Raw genomic sequence first — 18692 nt, 5'->3', positions numbered from 1 at the left:
GTCAGGACTCCACCACGGGTCCACCGGTCTTGTCCGCCTGGCCATTCTTTTGCGGGCAGAGCACGTCTTCCCCCTCAGGCAGCTCGGGCGGGGTGGCGTTCAGGCTCGCCGGCCCGCCGAAGTTCTTCGTCGCGCCCTTGACGGTGACCTTGCCGGGGGCGTGCAGCTCGATATCGCCGCCCTTGATGCGCACGTAGGCACCGCCGCTGACCAGCAGAATCTCCTTGGCGGCAGCGAAGTCGATCTTGTCTTCCGTGGAGGTCACACCGAGATCCCGCCGCGCGGTGGCTTCCAGGTTGTCCGACTGCGCCTGGATATCCACCTTGCCCCGCGCCGCGAACAGTTTGATGCCGGCTTTCTGCACGAACAGCGAGAGCTTCTCGGAGATCGAGGCGACCAGACTCTTTCCGGTGGCGACGTTGACGTCCTCGCCGCTGGAGACACTCAGCGAGCGGCCCTGGGCCAGGTGGGTCGATTCCGGGGTACTCAGCGTGATGCCGGCAGGTGAGGCCATATGCAGCCACGGCGCTTTCATGCGTGCCGCTTCGCCGCGGCCGCCGCTGTCGGTGGCGCCACGGGCGTTGTCTTGCTTGGTCTGTCCTGATGAACCGGCAAGCTGTTCGCTGTTGCCGTAGGTGTCGTCGGCGTCCTCACCTGCCTGCTTGAGGTGGGTACGACTGTCGAGTGCTTCGGCGTTGTGGTCCGCCGCACTCTGGCTGAGGCTGTCGCTGAGCTGGTAGGCGCTGTCGAGCTGCTGCCGTGCCGGGGTGAGGTCGAGCTGGTCGCCGCTGGCGCCGAGCTGGCCCCAACTGGTGAGGTAGAGCCCCTGATTGGCGCGGATGGCGCCATAGGCATCGGTGCGCAGCTCGAACCCGGTGCCGCGGAAAGCGCCACGGGTATTGCCGGTCTGGTGGATCAGGTAGCCGAGGTTGAGCTGGCTCTTCTCGGCTTCGGAGTTGAGGCGGACGCGCTCCTGGTCGGTGGCGTCGTCGAACACCAGCTCGTTGTATTTGCTGCCGCGGTAGGTCTTGCTCTTGAAGCCCGAGAGCAGGCCGTGGCTGTGCCAGTCCGGCGTCTGCTCGCCGTTGTAGACCCGCCCGGTGATCAGCGGGCGGTCGGCGTCGCCTTCGAGGAAGTCGACCAGCACTTCCTGGCCGATGCGCGGCACGAACACCCCGCCCCAGCCGGCACCGGCGTTGGGCTGGGAGACCCGCAGCCAGACGCTGCTGTTTTCATCGTTCTGCCCCTGGCGGTCCCAGTGGAACTGCACGCGTACCCGGTTGAGGGAGTCGGTGTGGATCTCTTCATTGGCCGGGCCGACCACGGTGGCGGTCTGCGGCCCGCCGATCACCGGGCGGCGGTGGGTCAGCGGGTGGCGGTAGGGCTGGCTGAGGCGCTGTGCCTCGAGATCGACCAGAAAGTGGCCAGTGCCGCCACTCATGTAGTCGGAGAGACGGTGGCTATCGCCTTCGTCTTCCAGCCCGTGCGCCTGCTTGGCGGCGTCGAGCTGGGGCTGCAAGCTGCCCGGCAGCGCCTGGAGCTGAGCTGAGACCGGCAGGGCGTTCTCGGCGTGGACGGTCACCCCCAGCAGCAGGAACTGGCGCTCGGGCTCGCCGCCGCTGTCGTGCAGCGGGTGCTGGGTGAGTTCGAACCAGCGTCCGGCCTGAAGCTGGCGCGCGCCGCCGCTGCCGCGGAAGCGCTTGGCGCGGGACTCATGGGCTTCCAGACGGTTCTCGGTCAGCCGCTCGCCGCGCTCATAGCCGTGGTAGTAGTACTCGCCGGCGTAGTCGTAGAGTTCGGTCTTAGGTAGGTTGCCCTGGTCGCTGAGGGTGTCGAGCCCGGTGCGTTTGGTGAGCGAGGGCTGCTTGTAGTCGAAGGTACCCACGCTGACCCGGGTGGGCTGCTGGGTGCGTACGCCGCCCCACTGGGTCAGGGCGTCCTCGCGCTCGGTGGCCGCCTGGCGGTGGAAGCGGATCGCCTGGGGGCTGACCGGTTGGGTGGTGTCGACATCGTCGGTGAAGACGATACGGTGGCCCGCATAGTCATCGTCTTCGCCAGCGAATTCGGCATACCACCAGATACCCTCTTCCTGTGCTAGCCGGCTGATGAAGTTCAGATCGCTCTCGCGGTACTGCACGCAGTAGCTGCGCGCCGGGTAGTCGCGGCGCAGGTCGAAGCGGTAGCGCCCCTGGGCCAGCTCATGCCCGTCGAAAACCTGGGTCAGCACGTCGACCACCGAGCGATCCTGGAAGATACGGCTATCGCGGCCCAGGCCGAGCATTTGAATCCACGGCACCAGGGTGAGCTGGTAGTAGGTGACGCCGCCATCTTCGCCCAGCAGCGCGGCCTCGGAGACCAGCCCGTGCAGCGGGCGATAGCTGCCGTCTGCCTGCAGGATCGAGAGCCGCGCCGGCTGCGCCATCAGCGTCTTGAGTTCGATATCGCCCTGCTGGGAGATGCAGTCCAAGGTGTAGATGAAAGGCGCGCTGATGCGTTCTTCGCCCACCAGCCGATGGGGCACGAGGGCGACGCCGGCAACGTCGAGGGTCAGCAGCCGCTGCGACTGCGACAGGTCGATATCGAACGTCTCGCGCAGCGCGTCGAGGGTGATGTCTGCCATGTTACCTCCGCAGCCTCTCGCCGGCGGGTGCTTGTTCCCGCGTCGGGTCGATGGCTAAATTAACGCTCGCCGGCTCGCCGAAACGAGCCCGCTCCTTTTCACCCTTGCCAGGAAGCCCTGACCGATGAAAGGCATCGTTGTACTCGGTGACGCCACGAGCCATGGCGGCAAAGTCATTACCGCACAGAGCAGCTACCTGATCGATGGCAAGCCGGTGGCCTGCGTCGGCGACAAGGTCACCTGCCCCAAGGATGGCCATGGCAGCACCACGGTGATCGTCGAAGGTCATCCGACCATGAAGGTCAACGGCAAGCCGGTGGCGCTGCACGGACACAAGACCGCCTGCGGGGCGACCCTGATCTCTTCGCACAACGGCGACAGCGGTCACGACTGAGCCTCCACCGGCTGCGCGGCCGAGGCTACGGCCACCGCCGCGCAGCTCTCGAGCGCCCAGGCCTGGGTGCTCTGCTCTGCGTGCAGCGTGAGTACCAGCGCATGCTGCTCGGGGGTGCAAGCCGCCACCGCCAGCACGAACGGCAACACCCGGGTAGCTTCACCGCTCCAGCCGCACAGCGCATCGACACCCAGTCCATCCTCGACCGTATCCAGGTCGGGCCAGCGCTCGACCACCGCGCCGCCCAGCTCCACTGCCCGCCCGGGCAGGCCCAGCGTATCGACCACCAGGCGCGAGGGCGCCGCTGATGCTGTCTCTTCGCCACCCGCCTGCTCATCTGCTCCGGACGACGGCCACAGCTCGTCGAGCAGCGTGATCAGCGCCTGGCGCTTGTCATGGTCGCGCCGCGTCGCCCGCGGCGCATGCTCCCGCCGAATGCCTGCCTCTAGATACCAGCCGCTGTCGAACGCCGCATCCTCCGCCGTCAACCGCTGCAGCAGCAGCGCCGCCACCGCCTCGCCGGGATAGAGCCCACCGCCGCGCGACGTTGGCGTCAGCAGATCGCGATAGCGCAGCGAGCCCACGTCACTGTCGTTGAGCAGCGAATCCGCGCCGACCCATAGCACATAGGGCATACCGCCCTGCTCGCCGACCGCGAGCGTGGCGTGCGGGTCGCCCCCTTCCGGGGCCAGCCGCACCTCGCCCAGGCAAGCGCCGTACTGGGTTTCGGCGATGGCGTCACGCAGGCGTGACTGCACGATGTCGGCGGCTTCCCGCGAGCGAAACGGCGCGCTGAGCAGCACATCGAAGTGGCTCTCTTCGGGCAGCACTTCGAGCATCATCAGCGCTTCGATCACCACTGTCTGGATCAACTGATGCAGCCGCAGCGCCTTGGCGTCGAGCCGTCCCAGGCGCGGCTCGTTCACGCTCATGGCATCGCCCACCCGGTGCACCAGCAGGCGGTAGCCGTCGGCGCCGTAGAGCGTCGACGACAGCTCCGGCGTGGCCGGTTCGGGGATTTCGCCGCTGCGGATGAACCCGGCGGCCGTCAGCGCCAGGCCATCGATGATCCGCAGCCGGTCGGGAAGATAGTCGCTGCGAATCGCGACCGGTTCTTCGACCGGCTCACTGACGACCTGGCGCTGATGCAGGAGATCGAATATCGAGGCGCGGGACATGGTCAGTAGTCATCATCCTTCGGCTGCGTGCCCAGGGTGTCGCGGATGTTGTCGATCACGCCGTGATCCTTGATCACATCCTTGAGCCACTCTTCCAGCGGCATACGGCCCCACTTCACCGCCCGCTCGATCAGATAGGGCACCGGGCTGTGGGGCTCGCGCTCCTTGAAGTAGCGCGCCACACCGTTGAGCATCTCGAACGCTTCGTCGCGGCTCTGGGGCTTGGTGCGCAGCGCACCCGCCGGCTCGGCCACCGCGGGGGCCGACAGGCTCGGCTCGACGCGGGTCGCGGCGGGCTCTTCCGCCTTCACCTCGGCGGCAGCCTCGGCATCGGCGCTGGCAGAGACGTCGGCCCCGCGCTCGCGCAGCAGTTTTTCGGTCAGGTCGCGGCACTGCACCAGCACTTTCTGCAACCCGGCGAAGCTCGGCGCGTCACGGCCGAAGCGCTGATCGCCGATATCGTCCAACTGCTCCAGCGCCACCAGCGCGGCGGCAATCACGGCGTGGCGCTGCTGCAGGAAGTCGGTACTGGTGAGCACCACCGAGCGCTGAAATATCTCGTCGTTGATCTTGCCGTCGCTGAGGGCACGATCCATGGCATCGGGGTCGTTGCGCGCCTGGTTCTCGACCTGGCGCGACTCGTCGTAGTCGGCCAGTCCGTAGCCGTCACCGTCGAGCAGCGGCAGCGTGCGCACCACGCCGATCAGCGTGTCGCCCAGCCAACTCAGCCGTGCCGAGCGCTCTTCGAGGTCATCTTCGTCGAGTTCGGGATAGAGGGTCTCCCAGTACTCGTCGAGCAGCCGGGCTTCGAGGGTCAGGCCGAAGGCGATACCGTCGAAGCCCTCGCGATGCGCCAGCCCCTCGCACAGCCAGCCGGCGAGCTGGAGATCCTTGCTCTGCGCGATCAGCGCCTCGCTGGTGAGGTTGATCACCTGGCCCCAGTCGGACTGCTTGAGTTCGGTCTGCCACTCACCCTGGGGCAGGTAGGTGGGGTCGGCGCGGCGCGCCTCCTTGATCTGGTCGAACAGCAGCGAGAAGGTCAGATCCTCGCCGCCGGCATGGCTGGCGCCCTCGATGGGGGCGAGCAGCGCCTCGATGGAAAGTTCGCCGAGTTGATCCATGTCGTCCCTCGTCAACGGCTCGGGCCGCGGCGGCTATCGGCGCAACGCTCGCCCCGGCAATAAAAATGGCGGTACTCGTCATGACGGTATTGGCAGTACCTGAACCGCGATGACTGACCGGGAGCGGCGCGGGAGCCCTGCCCCACCGCTCCCGGTCAGTCGACGCGTCACCCGTTGCGCTGGGTCACCGGCCGTGAAGGCCAGCAACGCAAACGCCCGCGCGGCTCCCACAGGAGAGCCGCCGGGCGTCGGCGCCACACGCCCACCCGCCGCCACGGGTGAGCGCTGTGCCGCTCGGCCGCTCGCATAGAGCGGCCGTCGCAACTCGGGCGCGAGCCCGATATCAGGCGTAGACCTTGTTGCGGGTGCGGTCCCAGCCGCCGGCGACGTTGCCGCCACCCTGGCCGTCGGAACGCTTCTGCTGGGTGTAGGTGATCTTGATCCGCGCGTAGTTGAACTTGACGGTTTCGTACGGCAGGTCGTGACGATCTTCGCTCTCGTTCTGCTCGAAGCCGGTCGACACGGAGGTGCCTTCCATCTCGGTCGAGGAGACGATCACCTCTTCCAGCTTGACCTCCATGTAACGCACCTTGTCACCACCGGCGCGGTTCACGTGCAGCACGACTTCCTTGATGTGCTGACCTTTGCAGCAGGACTCGAACAGCTTGGCGGACGCCTTGTCGACGAATTTCTGAATGCGGAATTCGCTCAGGTTGACGCGCTCGGCCGAAGCACCGCCGGCAGAACTGGCGGTGGCCGAAGTGGCCTGGCTGGCGCCGAAGTCGAAGCTCTTCAGTTCGATCCAGTCGACGTGTTTGTCGTCCAGGCTTTCACCGGGGATGCCGTCGATCTTGAGATACGCATCGAATGCCATGTGCTCTGTTCTCCTATTTACTCACTCGCGAATAGCCGCTCCTGATGCGCGATGGCAATCGACCTCACGCATGCCGGGCGACCCCTGGCCCACTTGACGGCCTTCGAAGGACTCGACGACCGAAAAGCATACAAACCTCAACCACTTGTTCTTGCGGGGAAAAACAGCAAGACCCGCAAATAACGAAGTTTAATTAGGTGATATCAGAACCAATGCATACGCTTTTTTGTAAGAGATCGCCTACAAAGGCATGGTCAATCTCTTACATGATTGCAGCCGGTTTCAAAATGCCTCCGGCACGCTGCAAAACCTCACACGATTCTGATGAACCTCAATTATATCCACCCATCTTAAACTTTAAAGACAATTTCTACATTTAAACACACTTTACATATTTCGTTACATTCTAGGAAAACAGCAGTGCACGTCATCACTGCTGCTTCTTGACTTCGATTTCTACCCGGCGGTTCGGCGCCAGGCACTCGATCAGCTGCGCCCGCGGCTGATTGGGGTCACAGGTCACCAGCGGACGCTCGCTGCCCGCCCCCTTGGCCTCGATCAAGCCCGCCGGCACGCCCTTGCCCACCAGGTACTGGCGCACGGTCATCGCCCGCTGCAGCGAGAGCTGTTGGTTCACCGTCTCGTTGCCGATCGGGTCGGCGTGGCCGGTGATCAGGATCTGCCCCAGGTCCTGGGTGTTGAGCAGGCGCTGGGCCAGCTCGTCCAGCTCCTTCTGCCCCGCCTGCTGCAGCCCGGCGTAGTCGCCACGGCCAAAGGCGAACAGGGTGTCGGACTCGAGCACGATGGTCTCGGTACTGGTCAGGGTCTGCTCCAGCAGGCTGTCGATGTAGTTGCGGCTGCTCGACACCAAGAAAGCATTGGAGGTGATCCGCGGCACGTCCGGCTCATGGATCTGCTGGCTGTAGAAGTCGATCTGGCGCCCGGCGTAGCGGTAATCTGAGCGATCCTCGTCGATCTTCGCCCCGGTACGCTGCTGGATCGCCGGATACCAGAACGCTGGCATGCGGTTGCGCAGGGCCTCACTGTCGATGTCGGAACGGTCCATGTCCGACAGCATCAGGTAGGTGTCCAGGGTATTGCGCCCGAACTTGGCCAGCGACTCCGCGGTGTTGTCCCGCGGGCGGGCATAGGGCGCCACGGTGTCGGGCCCATCCACCGCGTGCAGCTCGTCGGTGGTGCGCTTGTAGACACCAATGGTGGTGAGCGAGAACAGCGAGCGGGTCAGGTTCTGCTCCACCGGCTCCAGCATCACCGTGCGCAGGCGATCGAAGTAGCGCTCGCGGATCGCCGGTTCGATCGCATCGCCCTGATAAAGCCCCCAGCCCATCGACCAGGGCACGCCGTCGCCGTGCTCGCGCTGGTAGTAGTGGCTGCCCCAGTCGCGCAGCGCATCGATGCTGTGCCAGCGGGCGTACTGGGTCGGCTGTTGGTCATCCGCGGTCGCGGCCTCGGCGAAGGTGTGCGACATCGCCTCGATCTCGCCGTGGTTGCGCACCGCCGAGGTGATCCACAGGGTACAGGCGACGATCCCCAGCGCGGCGGCGGCCAGCCCCCAGCGCAGCTTGCGCCGCTTGCCGCGCACGTCCGTCGAGTAGAGCCCGGCCAGATGGCGGTCGGCGATGATCACCTGACGGAACAGATTGCCGATGAAGAAGGCGTGATTGACCCGCTCTTCCGAGAGCTGCCCGGGCTTGGCCAGGGCGAAGTGGCGGCCCACGCGGCTGGCGTGCTCGCCTTCGATGGCATCGCCCTCCTGCAGGGCGCTGACGAAGTAGAAGCCGCGCAGCAGCGGTGCGCTCTGATAGGGATTGGCGTTGGTCAGCGCATCGACGAAGCGGGTCAGCGAGTCGCGCAGCGCCGCCAGCTCCAGCGGGAAGCGGAAGGCCGCCACGTCGCGGCGGGTGTCGACCACGTCACGCTGGACGATTTCGTCGTCGCCCACCTGCAGCCAGTGATGGCACAGCGCCTGCAGCGCGCTGTCGAACTGCTGCCCCCAGTTGACATCGCTGGGCTGCTGATGCGGGAAGGTATGCCCGAGCACGTCGCTGCGGTGCTGCGGATCGAGGCGCTCGAAGAAGGTGGTGAAGCCTTCGATCAGGTCGCACTTGGTGAACACCAGATAGATCGGCAGCCGCGCCTCCAGCTGCTCACGCGCCTCCTGAATGCGCTCGCGCAGACGCCGCGCCAGGTTGTTGCGCTGGGTATCACTGGCCTGCACCACGTCGCTGATATTGACCGCGACGATCAGGCCGTTGAGCGGGCAGTGGCGACGATGCGACTTGAGCAGGGCGAGAAAGCCTTTCCACTTGCCGACCTCCTCTTCGCTGTTCATGTAGCGCCCGGCGGTATCCAGCAGGATGGCGTCGGAGCTGAAGAACCAGTCGCAGTGGCGGGTACCGCCCATGCCGGCGACCCGAGCGTTCTCACGCTCGGCGAACGGGAAATTGAGCCCGGACTCGTAGACCATGGTGCTTTTGCCGGCAGCCGGCTGCCCCACGATCATGTACCAGGGCAGCGCATAGAGCGCATCGTTGCCGCGCTGACCCTTGCGCTTGCCACTCTGCTTGAGGCGTTCGATGGTCTTGAGCAGGCGCTCGCGCAGCAGGCTGATCTCTTCGCGGTCCTGGGGGCTCGCCTCGAGCACAGCGGCGTCGGCGTCCTCCATCAGCAGATGCTCGAGATTGCGCTTCTGCCCCACCCCGCGGTAGAGCAGCAGCACGTAGAGCGCCGACGCCAGCAGGAACAGCACGATCCCGCTGAGCAGGCTGGCCAGCGACGAAAAGCCCAGTGCGACGCCCAGCCGCCAGACCAGAAAGATGGCGGCGAAGAACAAGAGCCCCAGGATGTAGGGCTGATACTTGAAGAAGGCGTACTTCAGATAAGCGATTTTGAAACGTTTCATCGATGCGATCTGCTCATGCTCGGGTGTCTACCGTGCGTCGCACGGAAATTGCGCCATGAAGTCGGCCAGACTCAACCGGGTATCCGGGAGCGGCAAGGTACCGGGATGCGGCTCGTCGTCCGCGAAGGGCGACAGCACGTCGATGCACAGACGCCTGTCGTCCGGGTTCGAGAGCACCTCGAAGAACTGTTCCGCGCTCTGCCAGACCGGCATCAGCAGCAGCCGCGGGCGCATGAAGTCGTCGACCAGCATACTCATCACCGGCGTGCCACCGGGGCAGGCGGCGCCCAGCCACTGCTGCCAGAGATCGGCGACCGGGCGCTTGAGCCCGCGCTCTGCGGGTAGCGGCAGCATCACCGCCTGGGTACTGCCGGCACGCCAGCGCATCAGCGCATAGTGCAGGCGATGCAGGCAGCCGCCGCTGATGAACTCCGGCCAGCCCCACTCCAGCGCCTTGGCCACGTCGGCAAAGCTGTAGTCGAGCAAAAAGCGCTGATGGATGCGCTGATACAGCGCGATGTCCTGGTCGTTGAGCTGGCGCAGCTCGCCGATCGCCACCACCGGGTCGATCGGCGACGCGCCATGCACGGAGTCGGTGAGGATCGTGCGCGCCTGGGCGGCGAAGATCTCGCCCAGGGTGTTGATGCAGGGCAGCAACACGGGGCGCCCTTCCGCCTTCAGCGTCTGGAAGACGAAGAACGGATAGCGCCGCCCGGAGGCATCCGCCGAGCTGATCATGGCCCCGGTCACATGGCTGCCGTTGCGTGCGTAATAGTTGAAGAAGCACACCGGCAGCGCATCGAAGCGATGCTGCCAGTCGTCGTGGTCGAGAAACTGCAAAAGCGCACTCTGTAACCACTGGTCGAGCTCCTGGATCACTGCCCCGGTGGCATTCACGCCTACGAAGTCGGCCTGCGTGGGAATCTTGCCAAAGCAGCCGATCATGCCGACACCCTCTTCATTACCCGCTCATACCCTGTTCCATGTCTCGCCCGGCCGCCGCCGAGCCGCACCGCCCCGTACCGCCGAGCCCTGGCCTGCCAGCCTCGGCGGCCGCGGGCTCACTGTCCGGACCCGCTCATCTGCGGAATGCGCAGTGACTTGATCCGTTCGAGATCCGAGATCTTCACCCCACCGAAGTTGCGCACATCGAAGCTGACCGTGCCCATGTAGGTGTTCCAGCTGAAGCGCTGGCGCGCCTTGTCGATCGGGGTGATCCGCGCGCTCTCGATCATGCGCAGGAAGCCCCAGCGGTTGGGATAGTCGAACACCGTATGGCGCTGGCCGTTGCGATTGACGATATCCAGACGCGCACCAAAGGTTTCGCCGTTGCCCGGCCAGGTCAGCCGCTCCCACGACTGGGTGTTGTTGCGGTAGTGCAGCCGCTGGCCGTCGATGGTCAGGATGATGTCGGTCAGCCCCGCGGTGGGGTTGATCTGCAGCTCGAAGCCGTTCTGCAGGTCCGACAGGCTGTCGATGACCCGGCCGAGGGCGGTGGCGTCGTCGATGCTCGAGAGCATGCGCGGGTCGACCATCGTCGAGCGCTGGCCGCTGCCGGAACCCGCCAGATCGCCGATCTCCTCCTTGCGGAACTGCGACATCACCCCCTTGTCGGGATCGATGAAGTACTCCATGTCGCGCACCGAGGCTTCGTTGACCGAGTCGCTGACCGGATAGCGCCCGGCGATCATCTGGTCCCACGGCGTGACGATCTTGTCGTCCCAGGCGGCGTTGAGCTGCTGGCGCGCCGGGGCGTTGAGCGCCTTCCAGGTGTCCTCGACCGGCTCGCGGAACAGCGGTTCGAGCGCCCGGATCAGCGGCGTGCGCGAGGTATCCACGCGCGAAGCGACGAAGTTGCGCAGGGTGTTGATCTCGGTCGGCTGGCCGGAGAGCGTCGCCATGATCAGCGACTTGCTGCTGCGGCCCACGTCCTGGGCGCTGCGCACGTTGTCCACGCGCACCTTGAGCTGGCGCAGGTCGAGCAGGTACTGATTGAGCACCGAGTTGTCGCTGCCGGTGGCATCGTCCGCCGCCAGCAGTCGCGTCACCGGGCGGAAGTGCCGGGTCAGCAGGCCGTCGTTGAGTCGCGGCAGCGTATTGATATCCACCGCCGCGGTGCCCCCCGCGCCGTTGAACACGCTCATCACCCGGCCCCAGAAGCTCTGGTCCTTGGCCTTGCCGCTGGCATCGTCCTCGGTCTGCGCCTTGGGGTCGTCCCAGGTGGTGTTGGCCTTGACCGCTTCCAGCACCTGGCGCAGCGGCGAGCCCTGCAGGTCGCTGAGCTGGGACAGGCGCACGCTGGCCTGGTCCAGGGTCTCGAAGTCGGCGACGTGGGTGTTGTCGAGAAAACGCTCCCAGGCGATGGCGTAGTCACGCTTGTAGCGCGCCATCAGCTGACTGACGAAGCGCGCCTTCGACTGCACCGCATCGTCGACGTTCTCGTCGTCGAGCACCCAGTCCGATTCCCGCTGGAGATCGCCGGAGACGGTCTCGATGATCGCCGGACGCAGGTACTGGTTCCACACCTCGCGGGTATAGAAAGCCGGTACCGCACGGCTGGAGTAGAACAGCCGGCCTTCCATGTCGGGGGCCATGCGCGACAGCGTCAGCGGTTCGAAGCGCTGCTCCACCTCCAGCTGGTAGCGCAGGTATTCGCGGTCGACCAGGCTCGAATCGATCAGGAAGGCGTTGAGCCGGTCGCGGCTGTCGGCGACCAGCTTGTCGTCGCGCTCAAGCGCCGGCGCCTTGCCCTCCTGCAGGTAGTGCACGTAGAGCGCGGCGTTGTCCATGATGCTGTCGCGGGACGTCTCCAGCCCGCGGCGCGCCACGTAGTCGGCCCACAGTCGCGGCAGCGCGGAGGCGACGAAGTCGCCCTGATCCGCATGGGCGTCAGGGTCGGTCAGAATCAGATAGAGCTTGAGCGAGGAGTAGCTCTCGATCAGCTGCTCGACGTCCGCCTGCGAGAGCTTGGTCAGCATCTCCTCGGAGAGCGAGGGGCCCTGCTCACCGGACAGCGTGAGCGTGGACTCGTCGCCATCGGCATTGCCCACGGCGCTGCCCAGTTGGCTGGTACGATCGCGCAGCCCCTCTTCCAGCGAGGTTTCGGCGCTGCTGCGCGCCGAGTACCAGGCATCACGGGCGCTGTCGGTGGTGCGTGAACGCAGCTCACTGCGCGCACGGCTGCCGATCTCGGAGGCGCTGGTGGGTACGCTGCCCAGGGTCGGCCGCGAGGTCGAGCGCTCGCGCATGCGCGCCATGGCGTCTTCGCCGATCTGGCGGCCCTGGTCCCGCGCCGCGCCGGCGGCATCCGCATGCGTACCTGTCTGCGCCGCCGCGCCAGCGGCCGTTCCGCCTTCGCCGTTACCGGTATCGATACCGTCGGCCGGGTCACCGAAGGCGGCCAGCGAGCGCAGCTGCCGCGCCAGACGCCAGGAGAGCGGCGTCAGCACGTCACGCGTGAACAGCGTGGCCCAGGCTTCCTTCAGCGGGGCGCGCAGCGCATCGCCCTGATACAGCCCCAGATCGAGACGCAGCGGCACGCCGGTCTCGCGGTGACGCTCGATCGCCGTCAGTTGCTGCTCCAAGTCGTCGCGCAGCGCCCGGCGCTGCGCCGGCTGGAGGCTGGCATCCGTGCCGAGAGGCGCGATGCGCTCGCGGATATGTTCGAGCCACTGCTTGTTGTTGTAGGCCGACCAGCCCTGGGCGGCGATCGCCGCGACCCCGAGCGCACCGACCGCGCCGATCATGAACGGCGGCAGCGAGCGGCGGTCACCGCGCTGGGAGTAGTAGAGGCTCAGATTGCGGTCGGGGAAGACCACCCGACGGAAGGTATCGGTGATGAAGTAGCTACGCTCACCGTTGCGCGGCGCCGCTGCGGTCGCCGACGTCGGCGCCAGGGCGAAGGCGTCGCGGGTCTGCTCGTCGATCAGCGCCGGCAGCGCCGGGCCGCTCTGCAGCGCGCTGGTGAAGTAGAGCCCGCGCAGGATCGGTGCGCGCTCGGCGTTCTGCTGGGTATCGAACTGTTCGAGGAAGTCGCTGAGCACACCGTAGAGTTCGGCGAAGTAGTCGGGGAAGCGTAAAAGCTCGCTGTCGGCATCGCTGCCCTCTTCCACCACGCGGGCGTCGACCCGTGCGCGCAGCGTGGCCACCAGCCCCGGGAAGCGCTGCTGGAAGGCCCGGGTCACGCCCTGGCGACGCAGCTCGTCGAGCGAGAAGGTCAGGCCCCAGGGTTGCTGGCGCTCCGTGGCGTCGAGCGCTTCGAAGGTACGGGTGAAGCCGGGCAGCAGGTCCGCCTTGCTGAAGAACAGATAGACCGGCGGATTGATCCCCAGGCAGGCGCGATACTCGCTCACCCGGCTGACCAGCTGCTCGGCCAGCGCGTGGGCGTCCTGACGCGACTGCTCGAGCAGCTCCGGCAGGCTGACCACCAGCACCAGACCGTTGATCGCCGGCTTGCGCCGCTGCTTGCGCAGGGTCTTGAGGAAGTCGGCGAACTCGCTCGCCGGCCGATCCTCGACCAGGTAGCGGCCGGCGGTATCGATCATCACCGCCTCGCGGCTGAAGTACCAGTCGCAGTGCTGGGTGCCGCTCACCGCCGAGAGGTTGCTGCCCCCGGCCATGGTCGCCGAGAGCGAAGAACGGGTCAGCAGCGAGGTCTTGCCCGAGGCCGCCATGCCCACCACCAGATACCACGGCAGCTCGTAGAGCGAGGCCTTGCCGCCATCCACCGAGCGCGCCGCCCGCTGCATCGCCATGGCGTGCTTGAGCCGCTCGCTCAGCACCTGATAGTCGCCGGGCTCGCTCTCGGCGGCCTCGCGGTGCACCTCGAGCTCGACCAGATTCTCGATGTTGCGCTCGGCGCGGATGCGGTGGTACTGGCGCATCACCACCACCAACAGCCACAGCGCGGTGACCAGCGCCATGGCGATGAAGATGAGCTCGCGCTCCTGGGTCACCAGCGGCAGCAGCAGCACGCAAAGCGCCAGCCCCAGCAGCCAGAGTACGATCGAGAGCGGCCAGAAGCCTTTGAGCGAGCGCAGGAATCGCAGAAAACGCATGGTCACCTCGCCCCTCAACCCTGGCTATCGAACAGCTGACGGATCTGCTCGATCAGCGCATCGGTCTCACTGCCCAGCCACCAGCGCAGGCCGCCATAGACCAGCAGGCAGACCACCACGATGATCAGCAGGTAGACCCACAGCGGGATCTCGTAACGCAGCAGCTGGCCGACCTGGTCCGGCAGCTTCCAGCTCTCACGACCGTCGATCTCACGCTTGCGGTAGCGCGCGATGTCCTGACCCAGGGTATTGGCGATATAGCGCAGCTGATCGCGGTTCTCGAGGCTGTACTTGCCCTCGAACCCCAGCGCCAGACAGAGGTGATAGACCTCGAGCACGTCCAAGTTGCCGCGCACATCGCTGCGCAGGCTGTCGAGCCGGTCGTAGAACCCCTCCCCCGCCAGATGCACCCCGAAATAGCGGTACTGGAACGGATGCAGCTCGACGTGCTCGCGGATATTGCCCACGCCCCCCTTGAGCACGCTCTCGTCGAGGAACGCACACAGCGCATACTGGGCGTCCTTGACCGCTTCGGCGCTGTAGTTCTCGGCCCGCGCCTTCTCCTCGAACTCGCGCAGCCACTGATCCACCCGTTCGAGGAAGCGCTCGACGCTCTCGGCCTGCTGGCCACGACGCACCATCAGCACCATGGAGATGAAATCGCGCGACAGCGTCTTGAGCGTGCGCGGCTCTGCGATATCGGAAGGGTGAGCAAGGGCTTCGGTCATTTCATCACCGCCATCAATTCGATACTGAGGTTCTTGAATCCGCTGGGTACGTAGAAGGCGATCGCCTGGGCTTCCATCATTCGCTCATACACCGCGCCATGCGGTTCGAGGGCGAAGTAGTGGTTGTCCAGGCGCACCGGAATGGCGCTGGGCAGGCGCGCGGCATGAGTCAGGGTGCCGCCGGGCATGGCGGTGTTGACCACCACCTCGATGTCCTCCGGCGAGCCCACCTTGAACGCACGCGGTACCAGTTCGAGGATCTGGGAGCCGGGCATGTCGGCGTGCACGCAGATATAGAAGTCCGCTTCCTTGAGGCGTGCATCGTTGAGCCGCCCGACATAGTAGGAGGGGCGCGTCTGTTCGAGCGGAATCGGGATGTACTGGTTGGGCACCACGATCTCGAGCAGCTCGCGCACCACCTTTTCCAGACCCAGCAACGCCGGCGCCGGGTCACGGTGGTCGTACTCGGGGATGTCGGCCAGGCGGTGCGACATCGAGAAGGTCATCAGGCCGGCCGCCAGCTCGGCGAGGAAGCGGTAGAGCGTCTCCGGGTGCAGGCGCGGATGGCTCAACATGTGGGCCAGCTGCGGATAGGCGCGATTGATGGTGTAGAGCAGCCAGAACAGAGTGACGTCACTGGAGCCGAACTCGGCGACCTGATCCGCGCGCTCGCGCCGGCGTCCGGAGAGCGCCTCGCTGCGCGCCTGCAGCATGCCGATCAAGCGGTTGGCGATTTCCAACGGCAGCGACACCGCATCGAGATGCAGTGCCGGCGGCATGAACTGCTCGCTGTCGAGGCTGAAGCCGCCGGCGGCATTGCGCTTGAGCAGCGCGATCGGGCAGTGGGTGAAGCCATCCAGGCTGTCACCCTCCATCAGCAGGGTGGCATTGAGTTCGAGTGTCCCCAACTCGTTCTCCAGCGACCCTTCGTTGAGATCGGGCAGGGTCTCGAAGCGCTGCACGAAACGGCGCCCGCCGTGGCGCGCCGCATCCTGATCGAGATAGCTCGGCGACCACGGTTCCAGCGTGCGCAGGGCGGCGTAGATCTTCACCTCACCGTTACGCGCGAGGTCGTCGAGGCTGCGCCCCGGCGGCAGCGGATCGTGCTGCGGCGCGTCAAACAGGGTGCCGTCCGGGAACACCAGCTTGAGCCGGGTCAGGCGCAGCATGCCCTGATCGAGCGCGCCACTGTCGACCTCCAGCGCCTGCACGCCCCACTGGAAGGGGTGCTGGCTGTGGCGTGACTCGGCCAGCTGGCGCTGATGGAACTCATCCTGATACTGAAAATGCTGGGGCAGGAGGAACATGCCCTCCGACCACATGATGCGATTGTGTTTACTCACGTCCCTGTCCCGAACCCTGGTTGCTGTCGTCTTCACCGCGCTGGGGCTTGGCGCCGGCGCCGCTCGCCTCAGTCGCCAAGCAGATCGTGACCGCGCTCGACCTCGATGCGGTCGTCGACCAGATGCAGCTTGACCCCCTCGGAGGCGCTCAAGAGGCCATCGTTGCGCAGCTCGTTGGCGTCGAAGATCACGTGCCAGTCGTCATTGACGGTGTTACGGAAGAATGCCGCCACGCCGACGAACTGCGCGCTGGGGTCCAGCGCGGCGGTGTCGATTTTCTGTGTCCCGGGAAGCAGCGTCAGCTCACGCTGCGACACCAGGCTATTGCCCAGCACGCCCTGGGGATTGGCCCACAGCTGACGCGGCGAAGCGGTGGCGAAGGGCGCGCGCTCGGTCAGTTGATAGATCCGCACGACCACGGAGAGCGGCTCGCCGTCGACGTCTGGGTTGAGCGCGCTGCCGCTGTCGAGGGTGACGCGCACGCGCTCGCTGTTGCCGAACAGATCGCCGGCCCAAGTGTCGTCGAAGCGCTTGCCGACCCGATCGGCCACACCGCACCCCGCCAGCAGCACCACTAGCCATCCCACCAGGAGAAACGCGCTCACGTGGCGCAGCGTTACCCTCATCGACTTCTCGCTCCCCTTTCTTCTTTTCAGGTAATCCCGGTCGCATTCGATGACGCCGGGGCCGGATTCAAAGCTGCACCAGACCTGCACCCAACCTGCAAAACGGGCACTCGCCAACGGCCAGCGAGAACAAGCTAAACGTTGACCAGCGACGCCCGTAAAGATGCTGCGCCGATTGTCGGCGCAGAACTAAGGAAACTTAGACTTCTTTCAGACAGTGACCACCTTAACAGATTTAGTCGCTATAATAGGGCACAAGTTTAACAAACGCTTACCCATTAACATTAATTTACACAAAGGCCGATCAAGACACATGCGAACATCGAAGCTGAAACGTCTCTCGGTTGTCGGATGTCTGGCGCTGAGTGCCTGCGCCAGCGGTCCGCAGACACCGGTCGATTATGTCAAAGTGACCGAGCGCTTCACCGGCACCCTGCCCTGCCAGGACTGTCGCGGCGTCGACACCGACCTGATCCTCAAGCGCGACCCGATCACCGGCGCCCCGGCCGGCTTCTATCTGCACGAGATCCGGATCGACGCCCCAGGCGGCGAACGAGTCAACACCGCCTGGGGAAAATGGGCGCTACATCGCGATGTTAACGACTTTCAGCGCCAGCTCTACGCACTCCAGCCGGAGGTCGGCCAGACGCGAATCTTCCAGCCGGTGGACGGCACGGCGCTCGAGCCGCTGGACGCACAGGGCGACCCGCTGCGTGACAGCGAAGGCGAGCCAGCACGGCTGGAGCGCGTCACGCCGGACCTGACATTGGCCAATAGCACCGCTGACGATTAGGTCTCAGAACGTGCTACAGTGCAACGATAAGTTTGATTACATCACGTTGTAAGAGATCTCTTACAAGATGAATGGCGGATCGCTGTAATAGTCTGTCAGTACATTCTGATACACGCATATAGCGTTTTCTGGCATCCTCACGAGTCGACGCATGCCGGACGCCGAGTGCAATAACGAATGTACCTAATCGACGTGACAATCCGACGTGACAATGGATGACGCCGGGGTACTCCCGAGCAACGCTCGAGCCGATCCAGGAATCGATCATGACGCAGTCTTTCGATGTCGATAGTTTCATCCGCTCGCGCAAGCAGACGCGGGCGGTTTCCGACTTGCTCAAGGCGCAGGCATCGGACTATCTGGCCACGCTCTCCCCGCTGGTTCGCCCGCAGCCGCTGTTCGGCGAGTACCTGCAGGGCGCGCCGCGCGGCAGCGGTCGCGAGACCCAGCACCACTTCAAGGAGTTCCGCACGCTGTTCGACAAGCACGCCGGCGCGCGGCCCTTCAATCTGATGAACGAGCTCGAAGTGCCGCTCAACATCATCAACTCGACCCCGGAGCTCTATCCGCTCGAGTACGACCACACCCTGGACAACGGCACGCGCGTGCGCGTCACCAGCCCGACCCGCTGGGTGGTGGGCTACAGCTCGTTCGAGCTCAGCCGCTTTCGCCAGGTGGTCGGTGACCCCAACCGCAGCGGCTCCGAGCTGCACCGCTTCGTGGTGCACTACCTGATGCTGTTCCACTGCTTCAGCCGCGCCGGCGGTCTAGGGCGGCTATTCAAGGGGCTGCGCTTCCCGGTGGGGTTCCAATGCCTGGACGACTTCGGTGACCTGCCCTTCTGCGTCATCAGCTCGCCGGTGTCATCGACGCTGCCGAGCGACCCGGTGATTCGTCATAGCACCGAGATCTCGGGCAGTCGCAGCTTCGAGGAGCTGATCTCCGACGCCGAGATCGAGGCGATGCGCGACGGCCTGCGCGAGCAGCTCACCGAGGCGCTGGCGGCCGCCAGCGCAGAGTGATCGACGCCGTCGT

13 protein-coding genes are annotated in these 18692 nt (G+C 65.5%); 3 read left to right on the top strand and 10 right to left on the bottom strand.

Annotated elements, in window-relative coordinates:
* Position 1: 1 nt before the first annotated feature.
* Positions 2 to 2620: a type VI secretion system Vgr family protein gene (locus J0A90_RS10855; protein ID WP_233076701.1), complete on the bottom strand. Its 2619-nt coding sequence runs from the start codon at positions 2618 to 2620 to the stop codon at positions 2 to 4.
* Positions 2621 to 2744: 124 nt separating this feature from the next.
* Here J0A90_RS10855 and J0A90_RS10850 point away from each other — a divergent pair, with 124 nt between their 5' ends.
* Positions 2745 to 3014: a PAAR domain-containing protein gene (locus tag J0A90_RS10850; protein WP_035469462.1), complete on the top strand. Its 270-nt coding sequence runs from the start codon at positions 2745 to 2747 to the stop codon at positions 3012 to 3014.
* Here J0A90_RS10850 and J0A90_RS10845 read toward each other — a convergent pair.
* The 9 genes from J0A90_RS10845 to tssJ form a co-directional block, all read right to left on the bottom strand.
* Positions 3005 to 4192 (bottom strand): hypothetical protein, encoded by a 1188-nt coding sequence (locus J0A90_RS10845; RefSeq protein ID WP_207034720.1) that lies wholly within the window; start codon positions 4190 to 4192, stop codon positions 3005 to 3007. The genes J0A90_RS10850 and J0A90_RS10845 overlap by 10 nt on opposite strands.
* Positions 4193 to 4194: 2 nt before the next feature.
* A complete protein-coding gene (tssA, locus tag J0A90_RS10840; RefSeq protein ID WP_035469457.1) occupies positions 4195 to 5313 on the bottom strand; it encodes a type VI secretion system protein TssA in 1119 nt (372 codons plus the stop codon).
* Between the two features lie 343 nt (positions 5314 to 5656).
* Positions 5657 to 6187 (bottom strand): type VI secretion system tube protein Hcp, encoded by a 531-nt coding sequence (locus J0A90_RS10835; RefSeq protein WP_035469455.1) that lies wholly within the window; start codon positions 6185 to 6187, stop codon positions 5657 to 5659.
* A 430-nt stretch (positions 6188 to 6617) separates the two neighbouring features.
* A complete protein-coding gene (tssM, locus tag J0A90_RS10830; protein ID WP_207034722.1) occupies positions 6618 to 9110 on the bottom strand; it encodes a type VI secretion system membrane subunit TssM in 2493 nt (830 codons plus the stop codon).
* Between the two features lie 27 nt (positions 9111 to 9137).
* Positions 9138 to 10055 (bottom strand): type VI secretion system-associated protein TagF, encoded by a 918-nt coding sequence (tagF, locus tag J0A90_RS10825; protein ID WP_207034724.1) that lies wholly within the window; start codon positions 10053 to 10055, stop codon positions 9138 to 9140.
* 116 nt (positions 10056 to 10171) lie between these two features.
* Positions 10172 to 14167 (bottom strand): type VI secretion protein IcmF/TssM N-terminal domain-containing protein, encoded by a 3996-nt coding sequence (locus J0A90_RS10820; RefSeq protein ID WP_233076700.1) that lies wholly within the window; start codon positions 14165 to 14167, stop codon positions 10172 to 10174.
* 14 nt (positions 14168 to 14181) lie between these two features.
* Positions 14182 to 14895 (bottom strand): type IVB secretion system protein IcmH/DotU, encoded by a 714-nt coding sequence (gene icmH, locus J0A90_RS10815; RefSeq protein WP_207034726.1) that lies wholly within the window; start codon positions 14893 to 14895, stop codon positions 14182 to 14184.
* Positions 14892 to 16238 (bottom strand): type VI secretion system baseplate subunit TssK, encoded by a 1347-nt coding sequence (gene tssK, locus J0A90_RS10810; RefSeq protein ID WP_207034728.1) that lies wholly within the window; start codon positions 16236 to 16238, stop codon positions 14892 to 14894. The genes icmH and tssK overlap by 4 nt, the downstream gene beginning before the upstream one ends.
* 68 nt (positions 16239 to 16306) lie before the next feature.
* The gene (tssJ, locus tag J0A90_RS10805) at positions 16307 to 16864 is read right to left on the bottom strand and encodes a type VI secretion system lipoprotein TssJ (RefSeq protein WP_207034730.1); all 558 of its coding nucleotides are present in this window, start codon (positions 16862 to 16864) and stop codon (positions 16307 to 16309) included.
* A gap of 313 nt (positions 16865 to 17177) precedes the next feature.
* Between tssJ and J0A90_RS10800 the strand changes: the two genes are divergently transcribed.
* Both J0A90_RS10800 and J0A90_RS10795 read left to right on the top strand, forming a co-directional pair.
* Positions 17178 to 17657, top strand: coding sequence for a copper resistance protein NlpE N-terminal domain-containing protein (locus J0A90_RS10800; RefSeq protein ID WP_207034732.1), 480 nt, complete (start codon positions 17178 to 17180; stop codon positions 17655 to 17657).
* 266 nt (positions 17658 to 17923) lie between these two features.
* Positions 17924 to 18679 carry a hypothetical protein gene (locus tag J0A90_RS10795; protein WP_035469442.1) on the top strand — a complete coding sequence of 252 codons (756 nt, stop codon included), beginning with the start codon at positions 17924 to 17926 and terminating at the stop codon, positions 18677 to 18679.
* The last annotated feature ends 13 nt before the right edge of the window (positions 18680 to 18692 follow it).

The organism is Salinicola sp. DM10 (assembly GCF_017306975.2).
GTDB lineage: Bacteria > Pseudomonadota > Gammaproteobacteria > Pseudomonadales > Halomonadaceae > Salinicola.
Note: the sequence above shows the minus strand (reverse complement) of the source record. Positions and strands in the feature narration are given on the sequence as shown.